The sequence below is a fragment of the Streptomyces sp. NPDC047072 genome (assembly GCF_040643855.1).
Lineage (GTDB): Bacteria > Actinomycetota > Actinomycetes > Streptomycetales > Streptomycetaceae > Streptomyces.
This window is the reverse complement of the sequence record NZ_JBEYVC010000013.1, coordinates 1-16,846: the sequence shown is the minus strand read 5'-3', so window position 1 is coordinate 16,846 and position 16,846 is coordinate 1. Positions and strand designations below refer to the sequence as shown.

General features: G+C 71.7%; 15 protein-coding genes. 5 read left to right on the top strand and 10 right to left on the bottom strand.

Translation table 11 applies throughout. The features are described from left to right. Positions 1 to 124 precede the first annotated feature (124 nt). The 6 genes from efeB to ABZ896_RS08325 all read right to left on the bottom strand — a co-directional run bounded on the left by efeB (position 125) and on the right by ABZ896_RS08325 (position 6,391). Positions 125 to 1,582, bottom strand: a complete 1,458-nt coding sequence (gene efeB, locus ABZ896_RS08350) for an iron uptake transporter deferrochelatase/peroxidase subunit (RefSeq protein WP_360923887.1) — start codon at positions 1,580 to 1,582, stop codon at positions 125 to 127. Positions 1,583 to 1,590: 8 nt separating this feature from the next. Beyond that, on the bottom strand, positions 1,591 to 3,537 hold the full coding sequence (locus ABZ896_RS08345; protein ID WP_360923884.1) for a copper resistance protein CopC: 1,947 nt from the start codon (positions 3,535 to 3,537) through the stop codon (positions 1,591 to 1,593). A 14-nt stretch (positions 3,538 to 3,551) separates the two neighbouring features. Then, complete coding sequence (locus ABZ896_RS08340) at positions 3,552 to 4,007, bottom strand: copper chaperone PCu(A)C (RefSeq protein WP_360923881.1); 456 nt, start codon at positions 4,005 to 4,007, stop codon at positions 3,552 to 3,554. Then, positions 4,004 to 4,657, bottom strand: coding sequence for an SCO family protein (locus tag ABZ896_RS08335; RefSeq protein ID WP_360923878.1), 654 nt, complete (start codon positions 4,655 to 4,657; stop codon positions 4,004 to 4,006). The genes ABZ896_RS08340 and ABZ896_RS08335 overlap by 4 nt, the downstream gene beginning before the upstream one ends. 78 nt (positions 4,658 to 4,735) lie before the next feature. Next, on the bottom strand, positions 4,736 to 5,470 hold the full coding sequence (locus tag ABZ896_RS08330; protein ID WP_360923875.1) for a YcnI family protein: 735 nt from the start codon (positions 5,468 to 5,470) through the stop codon (positions 4,736 to 4,738). A gap of 93 nt (positions 5,471 to 5,563) precedes the next feature. Continuing rightward, the gene (locus tag ABZ896_RS08325; RefSeq protein ID WP_360923872.1) at positions 5,564 to 6,391 is read right to left on the bottom strand and encodes a hypothetical protein; all 828 of its coding nucleotides are present in this window, start codon (positions 6,389 to 6,391) and stop codon (positions 5,564 to 5,566) included. Positions 6,392 to 6,622: 231 nt separating this feature from the next. Here ABZ896_RS08325 and ABZ896_RS08320 point away from each other — a divergent pair, with 231 nt between their 5' ends. From ABZ896_RS08320 to ABZ896_RS08310, 3 genes are all read left to right on the top strand, one after another. After that, entirely contained in the window at positions 6,623 to 7,060 is a 438-nt protein-coding gene (locus tag ABZ896_RS08320; protein ID WP_360923869.1) for an ATP-binding protein, read from the top strand. Positions 7,061 to 7,148: 88 nt separating this feature from the next. Beyond that, on the top strand, positions 7,149 to 8,087 hold the full coding sequence (locus tag ABZ896_RS08315; RefSeq protein WP_360923866.1) for an intradiol ring-cleavage dioxygenase: 939 nt from the start codon (positions 7,149 to 7,151) through the stop codon (positions 8,085 to 8,087). Positions 8,088 to 8,096: 9 nt separating this feature from the next. Then, positions 8,097 to 8,936 (top strand): triphosphoribosyl-dephospho-CoA synthase, encoded by an 840-nt coding sequence (locus tag ABZ896_RS08310; RefSeq protein WP_360923863.1) that lies wholly within the window; start codon positions 8,097 to 8,099, stop codon positions 8,934 to 8,936. Here ABZ896_RS08310 and ABZ896_RS08305 read toward each other — a convergent pair. The 4 genes from ABZ896_RS08305 to ABZ896_RS08290 all read right to left on the bottom strand — a co-directional run bounded on the left by ABZ896_RS08305 (position 8,911) and on the right by ABZ896_RS08290 (position 14,718). Next, entirely contained in the window at positions 8,911 to 10,137 is a 1,227-nt protein-coding gene (locus ABZ896_RS08305) for an MFS transporter (protein ID WP_360923860.1), read from the bottom strand. The genes ABZ896_RS08310 and ABZ896_RS08305 overlap by 26 nt on opposite strands. A 55-nt stretch (positions 10,138 to 10,192) precedes the next feature. Beyond that, positions 10,193 to 11,530 carry a PLP-dependent aminotransferase family protein gene (locus ABZ896_RS08300; protein WP_360923857.1) on the bottom strand — a complete coding sequence of 446 codons (1,338 nt, stop codon included), beginning with the start codon at positions 11,528 to 11,530 and terminating at the stop codon, positions 10,193 to 10,195. Between the two features lie 9 nt (positions 11,531 to 11,539). Beyond that, the gene (locus tag ABZ896_RS08295) at positions 11,540 to 13,009 is read right to left on the bottom strand and encodes an aminopeptidase P family protein (protein ID WP_360923854.1); all 1,470 of its coding nucleotides are present in this window, start codon (positions 13,007 to 13,009) and stop codon (positions 11,540 to 11,542) included. An 83-nt stretch (positions 13,010 to 13,092) separates the two neighbouring features. Next, positions 13,093 to 14,718, bottom strand: coding sequence for a PP2C family protein-serine/threonine phosphatase (locus tag ABZ896_RS08290; protein ID WP_360923851.1), 1,626 nt, complete (start codon positions 14,716 to 14,718; stop codon positions 13,093 to 13,095). Positions 14,719 to 15,173: 455 nt separating this feature from the next. Between ABZ896_RS08290 and ABZ896_RS08285 the strand changes: the two genes are divergently transcribed. Both ABZ896_RS08285 and ABZ896_RS08280 read left to right on the top strand, forming a co-directional pair. Next, positions 15,174 to 15,839 carry a bifunctional DNA primase/polymerase gene (locus ABZ896_RS08285; protein ID WP_360923848.1) on the top strand — a complete coding sequence of 222 codons (666 nt, stop codon included), beginning with the start codon at positions 15,174 to 15,176 and terminating at the stop codon, positions 15,837 to 15,839. A 56-nt stretch (positions 15,840 to 15,895) separates the two neighbouring features. Beyond that, the gene (locus ABZ896_RS08280) at positions 15,896 to 16,549 is read left to right on the top strand and encodes a hypothetical protein (protein ID WP_360923845.1); all 654 of its coding nucleotides are present in this window, start codon (positions 15,896 to 15,898) and stop codon (positions 16,547 to 16,549) included. Positions 16,550 to 16,846 lie beyond the last annotated feature (297 nt).

The window sequence follows — 16,846 nt, the reverse complement described above, 5'->3', positions numbered from 1 at the left end:
GAACCGGCGTGACGGAAGCGGCCGCGCGGCGTTCGCGCGAGTTCAGCCTCTTCCGGCGTACGGCCTTCCCGGCGCCGTACGCCACCGACGAGCCCTTTCCTGGCGTACGACGCTCCCCGCGCCGTCAGCCCTCCAGCAGTGCCTGCCCCACGTACCCGCCCTCCGCCGCCCCGCCCGGCACCGCGAACAACCCGCTCGCCTCGTGGCGGATGTACGGGGAGAGGGCGTCGCCGCGGTCGAGTTTGCGTTGGATCGGGACGAAACCGCGCAGGGGGTCCGCCTGCCAGCAGACGAACAGCAGGCCGGCGTCCGGCACCCCGTCGGCGTCGATGCCGTCGTGGTACGAGAACGGGCGGCGCAGGATCGCGGCGCCGCCGTTCTGGTCGGGGCGGGTGATCCGGGCGTGCGCGTTGATGGGGACCACGAGATCGCCCTGGGCGTCGGTCTTCTCCAGGTCCATCGCGGTCGTCTCGGTGCCCCCGGACAGCGCCGCGCCGTTCGCCTTCCGGCGCCCGATGACGGCCTCCTGGGCCCCGAGCGTCAACTTCTCCCAGTCGTCCAGCAGCATGCGGATCCGTCGTACGACCGCGTAGGAGCCGTTCGCCATCCACGACGGGTCCTTGGACACGGACTCCGGTACGAAGATCCGCTCGTCGAAGTCGGACTCGGTCGGCTTCGGATTGCGCGTGCCGTCGAGCTGGCCCATGAGGTTGCGGGCCGTCATGGGGTGGGGCGTCGCGCCCGGCGAGCGGTTGAAGCCGTTCATCTGCCAGCGGACCCTCGCCGCGCTGCCCGCGTCCTTCTGGACCGCGCGCAGGGCGTGGAAGGCGACGAGGGCGTCGTCGGCGCCGATCTGCACCCACAGGTCGCCGTTGCTGCGCGCCTTGTCGAGGTGGTCGGAGGAGAAGTCGGGCAGCGGGTCGAGGGCGGCCGGGCGCTGCTTCTCCAGGCCGGTGCGGGCGAAGAAACTGTGGCCGAAGCCGAAGGTCAACGTCAGCGAGGAGGGGCCCGCGTCCCGGGCGACATCCGTGTCGTCGGACCCGGCGGCCTCCCCCGCCATCAGCCGCCGTGCTGTCTCCGACCAGCGGCGCAGCAGCGCGGCGGCCTCCTTGCGGCCCGCGCCGGCCGCGAGGTCGAAGGCGACGAGGTGGCCGCGGGCCTGGAGGCCCTGGGTGATACCGGGCTGATGTTTCACGTGGAACATCGCCTCGGTGCTGCCGAGCGAGGAGAGCGGGGTCGCCTGCGCGGGCGCGGCGGCGTATCCGGCGGCCGCGCCCGCCGCGCCGAGCACGATGCCGGTGGCCCCGGCGGTGCCGAGCAGGGCACGCCGTGAGATACCGGCACCGCCGGAGCCGGCCGCCTCGGACGCGGGGCCCTTCGACGAGGACGCGGCGCCTTGAGACGGGCCCCCCTGAGAAGCGGTGCATTGAGACGCGGCCCCCTGAGACGCGCCCCCTTGAGACACGGCCCCTTCAGACCCGCCCCCCTGAGACGCGGGCACCCCCTTCTTCCCGGCGGCGCCCCCCTTGCCCGCGCCGCCCCCCTCCGTACCGTCGGCGACGGGAATGGACTGTTCTGGCATGGTGCGGTTCAGCCGATCTGCGTGTTCTTGGAGACGGTCGTCTGGTCGATGTCGGAGGTCCGCACGGTCACGGCGATCTTCCACTCGCCCGCCATGGGGATCTGCACGTTGCTCGCCGACCAGTGGCCGGTGGCGATGCGGTCGGGAGTCACGGGCAGCGGCCCGATCTTCTTGGCCTCCAGGGTGAGCGCGACCTTCACCTCGGGGATGTCGAAGGCGCGGCCGTTGGGACGCGTGACGTAGACGTGCATCTCGTTGCCGCCCACGCGCGCGGGGTCGAGGTCGACCGACACGACGCCCTTGCCGTCCGTGCCGCCGGTGTCGAAGGCCATGTCCAGGGTGACCGCGGAGCCCGACGTGCCCGACGAGGACGAGGACGACGAGGCGGCCGCCTTGGCCGCGTCGGCCTCCTCCTGGGTACGCCCCGGCTCGGTCTGCGTCAGCACGGTCGTCACCGCCAGCAGGACCACCGCGACGCCCGCCTCGGCGAGCACCGAGCGGCGCAGCCCGAACCGGTTCGGATCGGCGTCCCGCTCCCGCTTCTGCCGAGCGCTGTCGACGGCGGCCCGCTGCCGGGCGAGCTGAGCGTCCCGCTTGGAACCACCGGCCCCCTTGGAGTCGGCCCCCTTGGAACCGGACGACTTGGAACCAGCGCCCTTGGAATCGGCACCCGCCTTCGCCCCGGACCCCACCCGCTCCTTCTGCGCCACCCTCTTGCTCTGCCGTACGACGGTGTCGGCCAGCTGTGCCGTCCACCTCCGCGAGATGAACGCGATGCCCACCAGCAGCGCCACCAGCCCGATCTTGACGAGCAGCAGCTGCCCGTACCGGGTCCCGGTGAACGCCGACCAGGAGCCGAGCTGCCGCCAGGACTGGTAGACGCCGGTCACGACCAGCGCGACGACACTGCCGAAGGCGACGGCCGAGAACCGCCGTACGGCGGCGGATTCGATCGGCACCTCGGACCGGTACAGCGCGACGAGCAGCGCGGTCAGTCCACCCAGCCAGGTGGCGACCGCCAGCAGGTGCAGGACGTCCACCGGCATCGCGATGCCCGCCTGGATGCCCACGGACGCGTGCTCGGCCATCGCCCAGCTCGCCGCGAGTCCGGCGGCCACCACGGTCCCGCCGATCGCGAGCCCGAGGACGAGGTCCTGCTTCTCCTCGTCCTCCCGCTTGTCGAACGCGCCGAAGAGCACGGAGATGAACAGCGCCGCCGCCGCGAGCAGCAGCAGCCGGGAGACGAGAGCCGCGCCGGCCTTGGTCTGGAGCACGTTCCCGAGCAGGTCCAGGTCGAAGACGTCCCCGACCTTCCCGGAGCCCGTGTAGGAGCCGCGCAGCAGGAGCAGCAGCAGGGTGGACGCGGTGAGCGCGAGCCATCCGCCGACCACCAGCCGCTGCATCGGCCGTACCCCGGCACCGCGCTGCCAGCAGGCCAGCACGAACGCGGCCCCGCCGACCAGCACGATGTACCCGGCGTACGACAGGTAGCGCCCGAACCCGTACAGCCAGCCGACGACCCCGCCGCCCGCGGTCTCCCCGGAGACCGAGACCGAGGTGACGGAGACCTTGCCGATGGAGAAGGTGTAGGCGCCGGCGACGGGGTGGCTGTCGGCGGAGACGACCTGGTAGGTGACGGTGTAGGTGCCGTCGGCGAGGCCGCTGTGCAGCTTCACGCCGTACGTCGTGCCGCTCACCTCGAACGGCTTGCCCTGTTGGACGGCCTTGCCCTTGGGGTCGAGCACGCGCAGCGAGTCGTCCGACAGGGCGACCTTCTCGGAGAAGGTCAGGGAGACCTGGTCGGGTGCCTTGTCGACCACCACCCCCTGCTGGGGGTCGCTGCCGGTGAGCGCGGCGTGGGCGGAGGCCGGTCCGGCCGTGGTCAGCAGCAGGCCGCAGGCGGCCAGGAGCAGCAGTACCAGGGTCCGGACGCGGGGGGCGATGGTCTGCGTCAAGGTGGTCCCCTCCCTCAGTGTCCGGTCTTCGGGACGTAGGTGGCCGACTTCACCGGCATCTTCACGACGACGGGGTCGGCCTTGGCGAAGTGCAGTTCGACGGTGACGGTCTCACCCTGCGTCGGCTTGCGCTTCAGCTTGTCGAACATCAGATGGTTGGCGCCGCTTTTGAACACGAGTTGACCGTGGGCCGGGACGGGCAGCCGGGAGACCTCTTCCATCGCGCCGCCGTTGGTCTCGTGCATGGTGACCTCGCCGTCGTCACTGGTGACGGAGGTCAGGTCGTCCTTCGAGGAGCCGGAGTTGGAGATGGTCAGGAACCCGGCGGCCATGTCCGCGGAGACGGGCTGCGGGATGTAGGCGTCGGAGACGGAGAGGCCTCCCGAGGAGCCGCCGGAGCCGGAGTCCGAGCAGCCGACGAGGGCCAGCGCCCCGGCCACCAGGGCCGCCGACACCGCCGTACGCCTCACGGGTTCTGCCCCTTGATGATCTTCGGCAGGTCCTTGGTGTAGTCGTCGACGGTCGCGTCCTCGCCGTAGAGCAGGTACCCGGCGTCGGTCTTGGGGGAGAAGGCGACGACCTGGGTGCCGTGCACCGAGACGGTCTTGCCGGTCTTCTTGTCCTTGTGGGTCGGCTCGATGGAGATGCCGAGGGTGCGGGCGCTCGCCTGGATGGTGGCGAAGTCGCCGGTCAGGCCGATGAACTGGGGGTCGATCCCCTTGAGCCACTTGCCGAGTTCGGCGGGGGTGTCGCGGGCCGGGTCGGTGGTGACGAACACGACCTGCAGCTCGTCCTGCTCCGCCTTGGGCAGCGCCTTCTTCGCGACGGCGATGTTGCTCATCGTCAGCGGGCAGATGTCGGGGCAGTGGGTGTAGCCGAAGTAGATGAGGGTCGGCTTGCCCTTGGTCGCGGCCCGCAGGTCGTACTTCTGGCCCTTGGTGTCGGTGAGGACCAGGTCCGGCTTCTCGAACGGCTGGTCGAGGACGGTGGCGGCCTTGTCCGCGCCGGCCTCCTCCGAGACCACGGAGACCGGTGAGCCGCTGTCGCTGCTGCCGCAGGCAGAGAGGGTCAGGGTGGCGGCGGCGAGCAGCGCGGCCGCGGCGAACGTCTTCTTGCGCATAGCGAAATGTCCCAGATGTAAGGGGTTCCGGCGCGCACCGGGACCGTACGGGCCCCGGCACGCGCCTGGCTAAAAAGGTCAGGCCTCGGTGCGCCGACGCCCGGCGAGCACGCCGTACGCCACGCCCAGCGCGCCCACGACGATGCCGACCACGGCGAGGACGCGGGCGGTGGTGTCACTGCTGTCGGCCGGCTCGGCGGTCGCGGCGGCCGCGTTCTCGGTCGTGTCGGAGGCGTCGTCGGCCGCCGCGGCACCGTGGTGCCCGTCCTCGGACGCGGCGGACAGCGCGAGCACCGGCGCGGGCGTCTCCGGCTCCTCGGCGCCGTCCTCCTGGACCTCGATCCAGCGCACGACCTCCTTGTTGGAGTACGTCTGGATCGCCTTGAAGACGAGTTCGTCGGCGTCCTCGGGGAGGGCGCCGATGGAGACGGGAAACTTCTCGAAGTAGCCGGGCTGGATGCCGTTCGCGGCGCTCGTGGCGGTCCAGGTGACCTTGGAGACGGCCTCGCTGATCTGCTCGCCGTGCAGGGTCAGCGGCTTGGCCAGCTTCGACTTGGTGACCTCGATCTTCCAGCCCGCCATCGGCTCCGGCATCACGGAGGCCAGCGGGTGGTCGGTCGGGAAGTTCACCTCCAGCTTGGTGGTGGAGGCGTTGTCGCGCTCGTTGGGGACCTTGAAGTCCACGACCGCGTAACCGCCCTTGGCGGCGGTGCCCTCCGCGGCCACGCTCACGTGGGCGAAGGCGGGCGAGGACAGAACAACAACGGCCGAGGCGGCCAGAGCGCCGGAGACGGCGAGACGAGAAGCCTTCATGGCAGGAGCACTCCCCTTGGACGGAGACGGGTGAGGGATACGCGCACGCGCGCGTGCCGCACGACGGCGACCCTCACCAGAGGGGGCGTCGTGTCAGGCGGCGAGGAGAAACCCGTCGACCGGCGGGCCCCGCCGGATCACCGTGTGCTGGAGTGCGGTGGTGCGCGGGGCGGCCACGACGGGCTCCCGCGCACAGAGAACGCGCGGCCCGGCCGCACGCGCCCCCGGCAGCCCGGCGCGCAGGGCACGCACCAGAGCGAAGGCCGCGCGCAGGGACCGTACGAACGCCCCCTCCGCGACCGTGCGCGCCGAGTACTGCGAGAGCTCCACGAGCCGCAGCAGCGCCAGGTCCCCGCGCCGCAGCAACCATCCGGCCGCGACCGCGGCGAGGACGTGCCCGAGGACCATCGGCAGCGAGGGGAGCGGCGGCACGGTGTCGCTCATGGGCATCGACATGGAGGTCATGGCATCCGCGGAGTGCGGCGCCGTACCGGAGTACACCGGCGCCGTACCGGAGTACAGCCGCGCGTCGGTGAGCACCTTCTGCGCCTGCGCCGGACTGATCGCCGCCGCGGTCGTCCCGCACAGCAGCCGCGCGGCCCGGGCGACGAGCGCGGCGTCGGAGGCCGTGCTCGCGGCGCTCACCGAACTCCCGTGCTGCCCCAGCCCGAAGAGGACGTGCAGCACGGTCTGTCCGGCCGCGAGCAGCGTCGCGATCCCCGGCAGCGAGCGCTCCCGTCCGGCGAGCGGTGCCACGACCAGGACGGCCCCCGCGAACCCGGCGCCGAGCGTCCACAGCGGGACGGCGACACAGGAGGCGATGGAGTGACCGGCCGCGGCCAGCACGACGCAGACCGCGGCGAACACCGCGGCCCGCAGAACCTGGAGACCGGCTCCGGAGCGTGCGTGGGGGGCAGTCATGGCGGGCTCATCATCGCACTGGCCTTATGACCGCCATACGGCAGGTCCACAAGATGACGTACGAGGGGTACGACCGGAAGGTCACCATCTGCCACAAGTGACCCCACATACACCGATCACCGCACCCGGCACATCCCCCTTATGGGCGGCATCACGTCAACAGTGTGCTTACACCCCGGCACGGGCGGCAATAGGTAACGGTATGTCGAGCCGCGGCCGGGAGGCTGGAGCATGAGCATCTGGTGGTCACTCCATCTCAGGCGCGAAGCCGCGAGCGTGCCGCTCGCCCGGCGTCTGCTGCTCGGCACCATGGAGACCGCGGGTGTCGATCCGGACGTCTCCTACGACCTCTCCCTCGCCCTGAGCGAGGCCTGCGCCAACGCCGTGGAGCACGGCGGCCGGCAGGACTCCTCGACGGCGTACCGGGTCACCGCCTACCTCGACGGCGAGAAGTGCCGGATCGAAGTCACCGACTCCGGACCGGGGTTCGCCCGCGCCCGGTCCGTGCGCCCCGTCTCCGAGGAGGCCGAGCACGGTCGCGGCCTCTGTCTCATCGAGGAGCTCGCCGACCACGTCCACATCGGCAACAAGCCGGGCCGCCGGGGCGCGGTGGTGAGCTTCGACAAGATGCTCAAGTGGAAGAAGGACGCCCCGCTGATGGCGGTGTGAGCCGCGCGGTTCAGGTTTCTGGGCATTCCCAGCCCGTCCACAGCGTCCGCCCAAGGTCCTGACGGACAACGCTCCTAATTTCCTGATCATGACGGGAAACCACAGGAATTCGAACATCACCCGGCGCCGCGCCATAGCGGTCGCCGGCGGGACGGTCGCGGCCGGCGGTATCGCGGTCGCCGGCTACCAGTCGGCCTTCGCCGACACCGAGACGGCCGCCGACGCGACGGCCACCGCCTCGGCGACCAGCACCGGTGAGTGCATGACGCTCATGTCGAGCGTCACCGAAGGCCCCTACTACCTCGACGGCGCCCTGGTCAGAAAGGACATCACCGAGGGCAAGAGCGGCGTCCCGCTCACCCTGCGCCTGACCGTCGTCGACGCCACCGACGGCTGCACCCCGGTCAAGGGCGCGGCCGTGGAGATCTGGCACTGCGACGCCTGGGGCTACTACTCGGGCTACACCACCGCCAACCCCGGCGGCTCGGCCCCCGCGGAGAGCGAGGAAGGCGACTCCGCGAACGACAACACCTACCTGCGCGGCTACCAGATCGCCAACGCCAACGGGGTCGTCAAGTTCGAGACGATCTTCCCCGGCTGGTACACCCCGCGCACCTGCCACATCCACGTGAAGGTGCACACCGGCGGCGAGAAGGAGGACGGCACCTACGAGGGCGGCATCGTCAACTACACCGGCCAGCTCTTCTTCGCCGACGACATCGCCGAGGAGATCTTCACCCTCGACCCCTACTCCAAGCACACCGGCAGCTACACCACCCTCGACAACGACATGGTGTACGACGGCGGCGGCGCCTCCAGCGGTCTGCTCACCCTGAAGGCCGTGCACAAGGCCGACCCGTCCAAGGGCTACAAGGGCTTCCTGACCCTCGGCATCGACCCGGACGCCGAGAACACGGGCGCCGGCAGCGGCGGCGGTGGCACGCCCCCGAGCGGCGCTCCCACGGGCGAACCGCCGAGCGACGCTCCGTCCGAAAGTGCCAGTCCCTCGGCCTCCGCGTCCTCGTAGGGTACGGCCATGAGCAGCCGCGAGGACGAGACGCTGGCGCATGCCGCCGTTCAGGCGCTGACCGGTCAGCTGGCCCTGGCTCCCAAGCCGGGCCTGCCCGATCCGCGTGACCTGGGCGCCCGCGCCACCCGCACGGACCACTGTTCCCTGCGCTGGTCGGCCAAGGCGCTCGCACCCGGCCTCGCGGCGATGGCCGCCGCCGCCCGCCGCACCGGCGAGCCCACCCCCGCCCTGCGCGCCGAACTCGGCGCGATCGGCCGGTCCACCGAGCACTCGGTGGGCCTGGCCGGCGGCGGCCACCGCGGCGCCCTGTGGACCCTCGGTCTGCTGGTCGCCGCCTCGGCCCTGGACCCGGCGGCCCGCTCGAAGGACGTCTGTACGGCGGCCAAGCGCATCGCCGCCCACACCGACAAGCGCGCCCCGCGCCGGGCCTCCCGGGGCTCCTCGGTGTCCGCGAAGTACGGCGCCGCGGGCGCCCGCGGCGAGGCACGGGCCGGATTCCCGCACGTACGACGGGCGTTGGACGCACTGGCGGGAGCCCGCCGCAAGGGCGCCACCGAGCCGGAGGCCCGCCTGGACGCCCTCCTGACGGTGATGTCCACCCTCCAGGACACCGAACTCCTCTACACGGCGGGCCCCTTGGGCCTGCGCCATGTCCAGGCCGGCGCCCGCGAGGTCCTCGAAGCGGGCGGTACGACGACCGAGGCGGGCCGCGAGGCCCTGCTCGCCCTCGACGCCGACCTGCACGCGCGCGCGTGGAGCCCCCGCGGCAGCGCGGGGCTGCTCGCGGGGGCGCTGTTCGTGGACGCCCTTCCGACGGCGGTCAGTTCACGAGCGCAGGCCGCCTGACCGGCGCCGCACTCCGGCCGACGGCCCGACGGGTCGCCGGCCCCATCGCGTACGACGCCCCGAGCGTCACCGCGCCCAGCAGCAGCCACCCGGGCGTGCCCCACTCCACCAGCAGCGTGGTCAGCACCAGCGGCCCCAGCGTCCGCGCCACGGTCACCCCGGTCCCGAAGAACCCCTGGTACTCGCCGACCCGTCCCTCCGGAGCGAGGTCGAAGGACAGCTGCCAGGAGCCCGCCGACTGCCCCATCTCGGCCACCACCTGAAGCACCGCCCCGACGACGAGCGCGCCCACCGCCACCCACGGCGAGGCCCCCGCCGACAGCGCGAACACCGCGCACGCGGCCAGCATGACCCACCCCGCCCGCCGCACCGCGCGCGTGGCCGACGCGAGCCCGGTCACCCCGCGGGCCGTGCGCACCTGGAAGGCCATCACCGCCCCGGTGTTGAGGACGAACAGCGCGGACACCACCCAGGTGGGAGCCGCCGTCCGCTCGGCGATCCACAGCGGGATCCCCAGACTCAGCAAGGGCATCCGCAGCAGCAGCACGGTGTTCAGCAAGGTGATCACGGCGTACGGGCGGTCCCGCAGCACACCCTTGCTGTTCCCCGGGACGGCTGCGACGGACCGCACGGCGGGCAGCCTCAGCAACAGCCCCGCGCACACCAGGAAGCTCACCGCGTCCACCGCGAACACCCCGAGATACGCGGCCCTCGTCCCGGCGCTCAGCGCGAGCCCGCCGAGCCCGGCGCCGACCGCCAGACCGGCGTTCAGCGTCGACTGGAGGTGGGCCAGCAGCCCGGTCCGCTCCCCGGCGGACACCAGCCCCGAGAGCAGCGCCTGCCGGGCCGCCGCGAGCCCCGACTGCGCGGAGGCATAGGCGCAGGCCGCCAGCAGGAACGGCAGGAACCCCCGCACCACCAGGAAGGACGCCACGGCCAGCGCTGTGGCCAACGCCAGCAGTACGGCCGTACCCCGCGCCCCGCGCCGGTCCGCGAGCCGCCCGAGCGGCACCCCCACCAGCGACCCGACCGCCCAGGCCACGGTCAGCCCGAGCCCCACGCGCGCGGGGGCGAGCCCCACGACATGGGTGAAGTAGAGCGCCGACGTCACGTAATAGGCGCCGTCACCGACGGAGTTGCTCAGCTGGGCCAGCGCCAGTACCCGCTGCGGCCCCGCGGGCGGGACGAGGGAGGAGGTCATGAGAACGACACTAGGGAGCCATTGGGCCGCGAGACAGGCCCAATAAGGGGGCCGTTCAGTGACCCAATTCGAGCACCCGGGCGAGCATCTCCAGCGCCTCCGGATACGTGCCTTCCCGAGGCGTCCCGTACCCCACGACGAGCCCCTGCCCCTTGGCCTCCCCGTGCCAGTGGTCCCCGAGCCGTCCCACGGCGAGCCCCTCGGCCTCCGCGAGGGCCAGCACCCGCTCCTCGCTGTCGACCTCCACGAGCGCGTGCAGCCCGGCGGCGATCCCCCGCACCCGCCACCGCTCTCCCAGCCGCGCCACGAGCCGGTCCCGGCGGCGCCGGTAGCGCAGCCGACAGGCGCGCACATGACGGTCGTAGGCATGACTGGTGATGAGGTCGGCGAGGGCGAGCTGTCCGACGACCTCGGTGCTGTGGTCGCTGTGCAGCTTGGCGTCGACGACGGCGTCGACCAGGTGCGGCGGCAGCACCATCCAGCCGAGCCGCAGCGCGGGCCCGAGCGTCTTGGAGGCGGTCCCGAGATACACGACCTGCCCCGGCGTCATCCCCTGGAGCGCCCCGACGGGCTGCCGGTCGTACCGGAACTCCCCGTCGTAGTCGTCCTCGACGACCAACGCCCCACACGCGCGTGCCCACTCCCCGACGGCCCGCCGCCGCGCGGGATGCAGTGTCACCCCGGTCGGGTACTGATGCGCGGGCGTGACGACGAGCGCGTCGACCTTCTGAACCCCGTCGACATCGACCCCCCACTCATCGACCGGCACGGCCACGACCCGCCCCCCGGCCCGCCGCACGACATCCCGATGAAACGGCAGCCCGGGATCCTCCATACCGAAGGTCCCCCCGTCGAGCACCCGAGCAAGCAAGGAGAGCCCCTGCACGGCCCCGGAGACAACCACGATCCGCTCGGGCGGAGCGACGACTCCACGGGCCCGCCCGAGATAGTCGGACAGGGTGGTTCGCAGAGCGATGTGCCCCCGGGGGTCGCCGTAGTCGTACGCCGAGGAGGGCGCGTCGGCAACGGCCCGTCGAACGGCCCGGAGCCAGGCGGCAGAGGGAAAGACCCCCACATCCGGACTACCGGGCCGCAGATCGTAGAGCGGCACACGCGCGCGGGCCTGGTCGTCCCGCGGCGCACTGCCAACGATGGACAGAGGCGCGACAACGGTCCCGGAACCTTGCCGAGCGGTCAGATACCCCTCAGCGACCAACTGGTCATAGGCAGCCTTGACTGTTCCACGTGAAACATCCAACTCACGGGCCAGCTCCCGAGTAGCGGGCAGCCGAGCCCCTTCAACAAGCCGCCCTTCGCGAACAGCATCACGAAGGGCCCGCTCAAGCCCAGCCCGAAGCCCTTCACCAGGGTCAGCTTCCAGATGAAGGTCCACGAGACCTGCTCAACCCTTAAGGCCGGCCATCCACGCCTCGACCTCATCAGACTGCCGAGGCAACCCACCCGAGAGGTTCAGGTTCCCCTCACCCGTCACCAGGATGTCGTCCTCGATCCGCACCCCGATCCCCCGATACTCCTCGGGAACGGTGAGGTCATCGGCCTGGAAGTACAACCCGGGCTCAACGGTCAGCACCATCCCCGCCTCAAGCACCCCATCGACGTACGACTCCACCCGCGCCGCAGCACAGTCATGCACGTCCATCCCGAGCATGTGCCCGGTCCCATGAAGCGTCCACCGCCGCTGTAGCCCCAGCTCCAGCACCCGCTCGACCGGCCCCTCAACAAGCCCCCACTCCACAAGCCGCTCAGCCAACACCCGCTGAGCCGCGTCATGGAAGTCCCGGTACTTCGCACCGGGCTTCACGGCGGCGATCCCGGCTTCCTGAGCGTCGTACACCGCGTCATAGATCCGCTTCTGGATCTCGCTGAACCGCCCGTTGATCGGCACCGTCCGCGTCACGTCGGCGGTGTAGTACGTGTGCGTCTCGACCCCGGCGTCCAACAACAACAGCTCACCCGACCGCACGGCCCCGTCGTTCCGCACCCAGTGCAGCGTGCACGCGTGCGGCCCGGCGGCGGCGATCGTGCCGTAGCCGACGTCGTTGCCCTCCACCCGCGCCCGCAGGAAGAACGTGCCCTCGATGTACCGCTCGGAGGTCGCCTCGGCCTTGTCGAGGACCTTCACGACGTCCTCGAAGCCGCGGACCGTCGAGTCGACGGCCTTCTGCAGCTCCCCGATCTCGAACTCGTCCTTGACCAGCCGCGCCTCGGAGAGGAAGACCCGCAGCTCCTCGTCCCGCTCGCCGGTGACCTTGTCGGTCAGCGCCGCCTCGATGCCCGCGTCGTACCCACGTACGACTCGCACCGGCCCGGTGGCCTCATGCAACGCGTCCGCCAACTCACGCACATCGGACACGGGAAGGCCGTACACCGTCGACGCCTCGGTGAGCGAGTGCCGCCGTCCGACCCACAGCTCGCCCTGACCGGACAGCCAGAACTCGCCGTTCTCCCGGTCGGAGCGCGGCAGGAGGTACAGCGTCTCCTTGTGACCGCCGGCGGCGACCGGCTCCAGGACGAGCACGCCGTCCTCGGTCTGGTTTCCGGTGAGGTACGCGTACTCGACGGAGGCCCGGAACGGGTAGTCCGTGTCGTTCGAACGCGTCTTCAGGTTGCCGGCGGGGATCACCAGCCGGTCGCCCGGGAAGCGCGCGGAGAGCGCCGCACGGCGGGCCGCGGTCTCGGTGGCCTGGGCGATCGGCTCCAGGTCGTGCAGCTCGGTGTCGGCCCAGCCGGACTTCATGTTCTCGGCGAGTTCGTCGGTCACGCCCGGGTACAGGCCGTTCTTCCGCTGCTTGATGGGCTCTTCGGACTCATCTTCCGGGGTCTCCGGGGTGAGTTCTTCGGCCACGGTCATCCTCCTACGAAACGGCACTGGACCCCCTCCATCGTACGGTCGTACGGAAGGGGGCCCAGGGGCGTCGGACCTGTTACACCCTGCTACTCGAAGTGTGCGGCGAGCAACACGACGTCCTCGTCGGAGTCGGCTCCGTCGAGCCCGTCCGGCAGCACGGTCCGCAGGACGTGGTCGGCGATCGCGCCCGGGTCGTCGCGCAGCCCCTTCGGCACCCCGGCGGCCGCCGCGTGCAGCCGCGCGAAGGCGCGGTCGGTGGCGTCGCCGGTGCGGTGCAGCAGCCCGTCGGTGTACAGCAGAACCGTCTCTCCCGGTTCGGCGAGCAGCTCCACGCTCGGCGCCTCCCAGCACGCGAGCATGCCGAGCGGCGCGGACACGGACGTCTCCACGAACTCGGTGCGCCGCTCTCCGATCAGCAGCGGCGGGCAGTGCCCGGCCCCGGCCAGCGTGATCTTGCGCAGCGCGGGCTCGCAGTAGGCGAACAGTGCGGTGGCGGAGCGGGCGGGCTCGGTGAGGCGGAGCAGCAGCTCCAGGTCGGACAGGACCGCGACCGGGTCCTCGCCCTCCATCACGGCGTACGCCCGCAGCGACGCTCTCAGACGTCCCATCGCGGCGATCGCGCTCGGGCCGGAGCCGGTGACGGAACCGACGGCGAGGCCGAGGGCCGCGTCCGGCAGCGGCAGCGCGTCGTACCAGTCGCCGCCGCCGCGCGGGCCGGTGCGGTGCCGGGCGGCGAGCCGGACGCCGGCGACACGGGGGAGCCGGGACGGCAGCAGCTCCTCCGCCATCGTCGCCATGCACGCGCGCGTGCGCTCCACTTCGAGGAGCCGGGCCAGGTGCTCGCCGGCGTGCCGGACGTACAGCCCGACGAGGTGCCGCTGCCGCTCGGACGGCTCGGCGGGCTCGTCGTAGAGCCAGACGGCGGCACCGAGCCGGGCGGTCCTGGCGGTGCCGGCGAGCCCGGCGGTCCCGCTGATTCCGGCGTTCCCGACGGCCCCGGCGATCCCGATGGTCCCGGCCGTACCGGCGACTCCCGTACCCCCGGCGTTTCCGGCCGTCTCCGCGACCAGCGGGAGCGCGTAGCTCGCCGCGTAGCCCAGCCGTGCGGCGACCTCGCGGTGGCGGGGGTCGAGGGCGTCCTCGGCGAGCAGGTCGGGCTGGGCGATCTCGCCGTCGCCGCCGGGGAGTCCGTCCAGGATCCTGCCGTACGACATGGCGCTGCGCGGGACCGTCTCGATGTGCCCGAGGTCCGCGCGCGCGAGGCCGAGGCCGATGGTGGTGTCGGGGCCGAGGCCGTCGCCGGGTTCCAGCACGACGAGTCCGCGCCGGGCGCCCACGAGGGCGGATCCGGCGCGCAGCAGTTCCTGGAGCGCTTCGTCCAGTGCGGCCGTGCGATTCAGACGTTCGGTGAGTTCGTGGAGGGTCGTCAGATCCGAGACCCAGCCGGCGAGACGGTCCTGGAGCAGGGCGCCGGGAGGGGTGGGGGTGGCCACGGACGGGGTCCCCGGGACAGGGGGCGCGGGCGCGACAGTGTGTGCGGGTGCGGGAACCGTTGAATCGATTCCAGCCACTTTCGGAGGGTGGGGGGCGTTCATGGCGTCCGGCTTTCCGACCGGTGCGTATTGCTCAAAAGCATCGCAAACCCCCATGTCATTCCGCGCCGCTAGCACTGTCTCCACATGTACACGCACTCGTGAGGGGATGTCCAGCATTGTCCTGCCGGGATTCCTGGTGTCCGTGGGCCACCAGTGCCGTTCGTGGCGTAGGGCAAAGTTGGCTTAAAACTGACTCGGGTTACGGTGTATTGAGGTCGACTGGCCTTGCTCCACAGAGCGTCACAGCGGTCGTGATGGGTACGTACTCGGTAAGGGCCAGGGGTGGTGTACATCCACCCGGAACCTGGTGACCGACCCGGGCGTCTTAGCCACCGACGACCGGGCCCCATCCTCTCGTGGCGGCGGCGAAGAGAAATACGCGGGACGGAAAAACGCCAGACTTCGCCACCCCGCGCCACGCCCATGCTTTTGATAGACGCAGCAGTATGGGGTTCCCCTTGTCCGGGACAAGGGTGTGATGCGCCAACAGGTACGCACAGTGAAGTGATCGACACATGGTGTGATGTGGTCCACGGTGTTGCCAGCGGTGCAACGGAAAGGAACGAGCGCTCATGCGCGAGATCCTCGGAAGGCGACGCAGGCTCCTGTCCCAGCAGAGCGACGGGAGGCCTGAACTGATCAGCGCGGCCCTGACCTTCGCGAAGGAATGGCAGTGGCCCGTACTCCCGGGCGTGGCACCGGACCCCGAGGGCCGGGCCCGCTGCGGCTGCCCCGACCCGGAGTGCACGGTCCCCGGCGCCCACCCCTTCGACCCCGGCCTCCTCGCGGCCACCACCGACGAGCGCATGGTGCGCTGGTGGTGGACCAACCGCCCGGCCGCGCCGATCGTCCTGGCCACCGGCGGCAAGGCCCCCTGCGCGGTGAGCCTGCCGGCCGGCCCCGCCGCCCACGCCCTGGCCGCCCTCGACCAGCAGGGCATGCGCCTGGGCCCGGTGATCTCCTCGCCGACCCGCTGGGCGATCCTCGTCAAGCCGTACTCCATGGAGCAGCTGGGCGAACTGCTGTACGCCAAGGACTTCGTCCCCGGCTCCCTCCGCTTCCACGGCGAGGGCGGCTACCTCGCCCTGCCGCCCTCCGAGACCGGCTCCGGCGACATCGCCTGGGAGCGCGCGCCGCTGCCCGGCTCGGCCTCCCCCTGGGTGCCCGACGTCGAGGCCGTGGTGGACGCCGTCGTCGAGGCCCTCACTCGTACGGGTGTGAGCGCCCCCGAGTTCTAGGGGTGTCGGGCGCGGGCGGAACCGGCCGCCCGCCTCCCCTGGCTATCGTCCGGTGCATGAACCTACGGTTGCTCGCCCTGTCCGGCGTCGTGGTGTGCGCGGTCGCGCTTCCGCTCGCCGTGGCCTCCGCGGGACAGGTGGGCGACGGGGGCCGCGCCGTCGTACGCGATCTGGTGCACCCCGCGGCGGGTCCGCTCGCCCACGATGATTCCGTACGACCGTCCGCGCGCTCGGCGCGGGAGCGTGAGCGTGAGGACGGGCGGTCCGGGACCGGTGACGACGGTCGGTCGGTGAGCGGCGAGGACCACAAGGAGCCCGTCGCCGACGTGAGCCGGTCCCCGCTGCTGCTCGGCCTGGGCCTGGCCACCGCCGCCCGCTGCGGCCCCGAACTGACCTCCCCCGACGGCATCGAGGCGCAGACCTGTGTGCTCACGCAGGGCGCGGAGACCTGGGCGCGCACCTACTACCGCAATGCCACTGGCGGCGCGCTGGACGCCGTACTGACGTTGATGGGGCCGCGCGACCGCACCCTGCAGATGCACTGCGCGATCGGCGCCGACGACGAGCCGGACCTCTGCGAGACGACCCGGGAGCGGACCCGGGGCGACCTGGACGCGTACACGGCGGTCGCGGAGTTCGCCGGCCGCGCCGACGACGGGCCGCTGCTGCTGAGGTCCGGGAGCAACTCCGGTGCGGACACGGGCAGTTGACGGTCGGCGCCGTTCCGTAAAGAAAACGCCCACGGTCTCCGGACACAGAAAGACCCGGTTGCTGGCGACGGGGGATGCACCAGCAACCGGGCTACTCGAACGGTAACAAGAGATCCGCCGTTCGCAAATTCGACCACGGCCCTTCCCGACCGATTCGGACACCGATTCGGCTTGTTCTGGCGGGAGTTGATCGGTGGACCGCGCGGCGGAGGCGGCTGACAGCCGCTGCTGACCATCGTGCTCATGCCGGAGTACGCGCCGTTCTTCATCGGCGGCATGGGCCTGTACCTGGTGCAC

Coding starts and splice junctions, on each gene's coding strand:
- efeB (WP_360923887.1), bottom strand. CDS start 1,582: ATGCCAGAACAGTCCATTCCCGTCGCCGACGGTACGGAGGGGGGCGGC.
- ABZ896_RS08335 (WP_360923878.1), bottom strand. CDS start 4,657: ATGCGCAAGAAGACGTTCGCCGCGGCCGCGCTGCTCGCCGCCGCCACC.
- ABZ896_RS08330 (WP_360923875.1), bottom strand. CDS start 5,470: ATGAAGGCTTCTCGTCTCGCCGTCTCCGGCGCTCTGGCCGCCTCGGCC.
- ABZ896_RS08325 (WP_360923872.1), bottom strand. CDS start 6,391: ATGACTGCCCCCCACGCACGCTCCGGAGCCGGTCTCCAGGTTCTGCGG.
- ABZ896_RS08320 (WP_360923869.1), top strand. CDS start 6,623: ATGAGCATCTGGTGGTCACTCCATCTCAGGCGCGAAGCCGCGAGCGTG.
- ABZ896_RS08315 (WP_360923866.1), top strand. CDS start 7,149: ATGACGGGAAACCACAGGAATTCGAACATCACCCGGCGCCGCGCCATA.
- ABZ896_RS08310 (WP_360923863.1), top strand. CDS start 8,097: ATGAGCAGCCGCGAGGACGAGACGCTGGCGCATGCCGCCGTTCAGGCG.
- ABZ896_RS08305 (WP_360923860.1), bottom strand. CDS start 10,137: ATGACCTCCTCCCTCGTCCCGCCCGCGGGGCCGCAGCGGGTACTGGCG.
- ABZ896_RS08295 (WP_360923854.1), bottom strand. CDS start 13,009: ATGACCGTGGCCGAAGAACTCACCCCGGAGACCCCGGAAGATGAGTCC.
- ABZ896_RS08290 (WP_360923851.1), bottom strand. CDS start 14,718: ATGCTGGACATCCCCTCACGAGTGCGTGTACATGTGGAGACAGTGCTA.
- ABZ896_RS08285 (WP_360923848.1), top strand. CDS start 15,174: ATGCGCGAGATCCTCGGAAGGCGACGCAGGCTCCTGTCCCAGCAGAGC.
- ABZ896_RS08280 (WP_360923845.1), top strand. CDS start 15,896: ATGAACCTACGGTTGCTCGCCCTGTCCGGCGTCGTGGTGTGCGCGGTC.